The organism is Streptomyces sp. NPDC006265, assembly GCF_040613555.1.
Lineage (GTDB): Bacteria > Actinomycetota > Actinomycetes > Streptomycetales > Streptomycetaceae > Streptomyces.
In genome coordinates this window covers 1-3199 of the sequence record NZ_JBEXSH010000972.1, presented here as the reverse complement: position 1 = coordinate 3199, position 3199 = coordinate 1, and the positions used below count along the sequence as shown (strand labels likewise).

General features: G+C 71.9%; 3 protein-coding genes. 1 reads left to right on the top strand and 2 read right to left on the bottom strand.

Annotation, left to right across the window (positions count from 1 at the left end; genetic code table 11):
• Positions 1–438: 438 nt before the first annotated feature.
• Together ABZ281_RS43685 and sigE are read right to left on the bottom strand one after the other, a co-directional pair.
• Positions 439–1479, bottom strand: coding sequence for a zf-HC2 domain-containing protein (locus ABZ281_RS43685; protein WP_356663742.1), 1041 nt, complete (start codon positions 1477–1479; stop codon positions 439–441).
• Complete coding sequence (sigE, locus tag ABZ281_RS43680) at positions 1476–2177, bottom strand: RNA polymerase sigma factor SigE (RefSeq protein ID WP_356663744.1); 702 nt, start codon at positions 2175–2177, stop codon at positions 1476–1478. The genes ABZ281_RS43685 and sigE overlap by 4 nt, the downstream gene beginning before the upstream one ends.
• Before the next feature lie 234 nt (positions 2178–2411).
• On the opposite strand from sigE, the gene ABZ281_RS43675 reads away from it, so the two are divergent.
• Positions 2412–3110: an O-methyltransferase gene (locus tag ABZ281_RS43675; RefSeq protein WP_356663743.1), complete on the top strand. Its 699-nt coding sequence runs from the start codon at positions 2412–2414 to the stop codon at positions 3108–3110.
• Positions 3111–3199: the final 89 nt, after the last annotated feature.

Sequence of the window (3199 nt, the reverse complement as noted above, 5' to 3'; positions counted from 1 at the left end):
CAACGACGGGTATCCGGCCTGAGAAGGCGTCCGGACACAGTGGGACTGAAACATGCCCACACACGCAAGAGGTATGACTGCCTTCGGGTTGTAAAGGCGCCGCCTCGGGACGCCTCAGCTCGTAGTCACCGTCTGCATCGCGCCGAGCCGCAGGACGTGCCAGCTCGAAGTCACCGTCCCTGTCGGTCAGGTCCGCAGGGGCCGCCGCCGGCCCCTGCGCCCCACCCGAGCCGTCCGGATCCCCGGAAGGACCCTGCGGCCGTGGACGGCTCCACCACTTCGCCTTCGTGGGCTTCCCCTCGTTCATGCTCTCCCCACAGCCGCGGCACGGCTCGTCGCGGTGGCCGCAGTTCGTCGAATCGGCGCCCGGCCACATCTCGGCGGCGGGCGACAACCCCCGGATTCAATCAGGTTCGCGGGCTACCGCGCAGAGACCGGTCAGTGAGCCGTGCGCGAGGAGGCGGAGGAGGAGGGGAACGAGGTCGGATCCGGGAGGGGCACGGCGAACAGGGGGGCCGTGATCTCGGGGACCGATGACCATGAGGTCAGGGCGGCCGGTGTGGCCGTCTCGAGCGGTCGTATCAGCGGGGACATGACCGCGGCACCGGCCATCGCCGGGGCGGTCAGCGCGTACAGCGCCTGGTGCCGGGCGGCGGACGGCACCCCGGGCCGGAGCGGGGCGGACACCTCCGCCGGGGCGACCGGGGCGTGGCCGAGCGCGTTCTGGCCGTGCACCTGTCCGAGCAGCGGCGCGGTCCGGCGGCGCTGGGATTCGGGAGGGGTCGCGGCGGCGGTGCCCTGGGTGCGCATCGGTGTCACGTTGCTCCCCGTGCCCTGGCCGCCGCGGGCCTCCGTGCCGGTCGGGGCGACCGTGGTGACGCCGCCCAGCGCGATCGCGGCCAGGGAGACGGCACCGGCGGCCGCGAACGCGAACCGCAGCCGCGAGGAGGACCGGTCGCCGTCGTGGCGGCCGACGTCGTGGATGCGGAAGCCCCTCGCCGAGGGGAGGCCGCTGGGGCCGGAGGGCAGACGGCCGGTGTCGGAGGGGATGCTCCGGCCTCCCGGGGACGCGGGCAGCGCGGGCAGGTGCGGCCGGGACGGGACGTACCCGAACTCGAACCGCTCACCGCGCTTCACTCCGAAGGCGCCGGACGATCCGAACCGCCCGGACAGACCGCCGGGCAGCCCTCCTCCGCCCGGCGGTGTGACATCACCGTCCGGGCCGCCGCCCGCGGGTAGTCCCTGCAGGCGGGCCAGGAAACTCTCGGACGGGGGAGGCGGGGCCGCCTCCGCGAAGACGTTCTTCAGCCGGCGCTGGGCCTCCACCTCCGCCTTGCACTTCGGGCAGGTGGCCACATGCGCCAGTACGCGCTCACGCGCGTCATGACCGAGCTCTCCGTCCACCAGGGCGGAGAGTCGGTCTCCCAGATGCTGCTCTGCGAGGTGACCCTCGGAGGCTTTCGGCCGAGATCCGCTCACGCGCTCGCGCCCCCTCCTCCCAGAGCAGGGACACGGGGCACGAAGGAGCGGCGCTCGGCGCGCGCCTCCGGGGAGCGGTGCGCGAGGGCCTTGCGCAGCTGCGAGCGCCCGCGGTGGATCCGCGAGCGGACCGTGCCGAGCTTGACGCCGAGGGTCGCGGCGATCTCCTCGTACGACAGTCCTTCGATGTCGCACAGGACGACCGCGGCGCGGAACTCGGGGGCGAGGGTGTCAAGGGCCTGCTGGACGTCCGCGTCGAAGTGCGCGTCGTTGAAGACCTGCTGCGGCGTCGGCTCCTTGCTGGGCAGCCGCTCGGCCGCGTCCTCGCCGAGCGCGTCGAAGCGGATGCGCTGCTTGCGGCGGACCATGTCCAGGAACAGGTTCGTGGTGATGCGGTGCAGCCAGCCCTCGAAGGTGCCCGGCGTATAGGTCGACAGGGAGCGGAAGACGCGGACGAAGACCTCCTGCGTGAGGTCCTCCGCGTCGTGCTGGTTGCCGGTCAGACGATAGGCGAGCCGGTAGACCCGGCCGCTGTGCGTGCTGACGATCTCCTCCCACGTGGGCGGAGTCCACGCCTGCCCGTCCGCGTCGGTGGTGAAGGTCGCGGTCTGGGCGAAGTCAGCGGCGTGACGGTGGTCAGCAGCGGTGTCGTTCACGGATGTCGGCCTGCCCGCCGATCCGAGGAAGCGCCGGAGCACTCCTGCGCGATCCACAGGCGCAGCCGCACCTCCCCTGTCAGCTCTGGTGGTGTCCAGTGGAGCCCCTACCATAGCCACCTCGCCCGTTAGGACCGGATAAGCGGTTTTACGAGAATTTGATGTGGGTGGATACCCCTCGTACTGCTGCGTTGGCACTTGCTCGCCGATCCGATCCACCGCCCGCCCCCGTCCCGACCCGGCGCCACTTGCTCATCCCTTTAAACGACCGGTCCCATCTGCGGGTTCCCGCGCCCAACGGATACAGTCACGCCCAGGCATTCACGGGGACAGGAGAGGGTCATTACCGGCAACCGGCAGACGAGCTGGGCGTTCGCCGACGCCTATGTCGCCGAGGACGAAGCGCTGCACTGGGCCCGGGACCGGGCCCGTGAGGCAGGGCTGCGCTCGGTGACGCCCGGCACGGGCGCTGCGCTGCGGTTGCTGGCCGCGTCGGTCGACGCGAAGGCCGTCGCGGAGATCGGGACCGGCTGCGGTGTCTCCGGGATCCACCTCCTGCACGGTATGCGGCCCGACGGCGTCCTGACGACCGTGGACCCCGAGCCCGAGCACCAGCAGTTCGCCCGGCAGGCCTTCCGCGCCTCCGGCTTCGCCAGCAACCGGGCCCGCTTCATCCCGGGCCGCGCCCTGGACGTGCTGCCGCGCCTCGCGGACGCCGGCTACGACCTGGTCTTCTGCGACGGTGACCGCCTGGAGGTCATGGACTACCTCGCTGAATCGTTGCGTCTGCTGCGCACCGGCGGGCTGGTCGTCTTCGAGGGCGCCTTCGCCAACGGCCGGACGGTCGACTCCGGACCGCAGCCCACCGAGGTGCTGCGGCTGCGGGAGCTGCTGCGCGCGGTGCGCGAGAGCCAGGAGCTCGTGCCGTCTCTGCTGCCGGTGGGCGACGGTCTGCTGTGCGCGGTGAAACGCTAGTGCCGTGGCAGGCAACGTTTGCCCGTTGAGGAGCGGCGTTTGGTGCGTGCTCTCGGCGTGCCGGCCGGAAGCCCTCGTACTGGACGTAC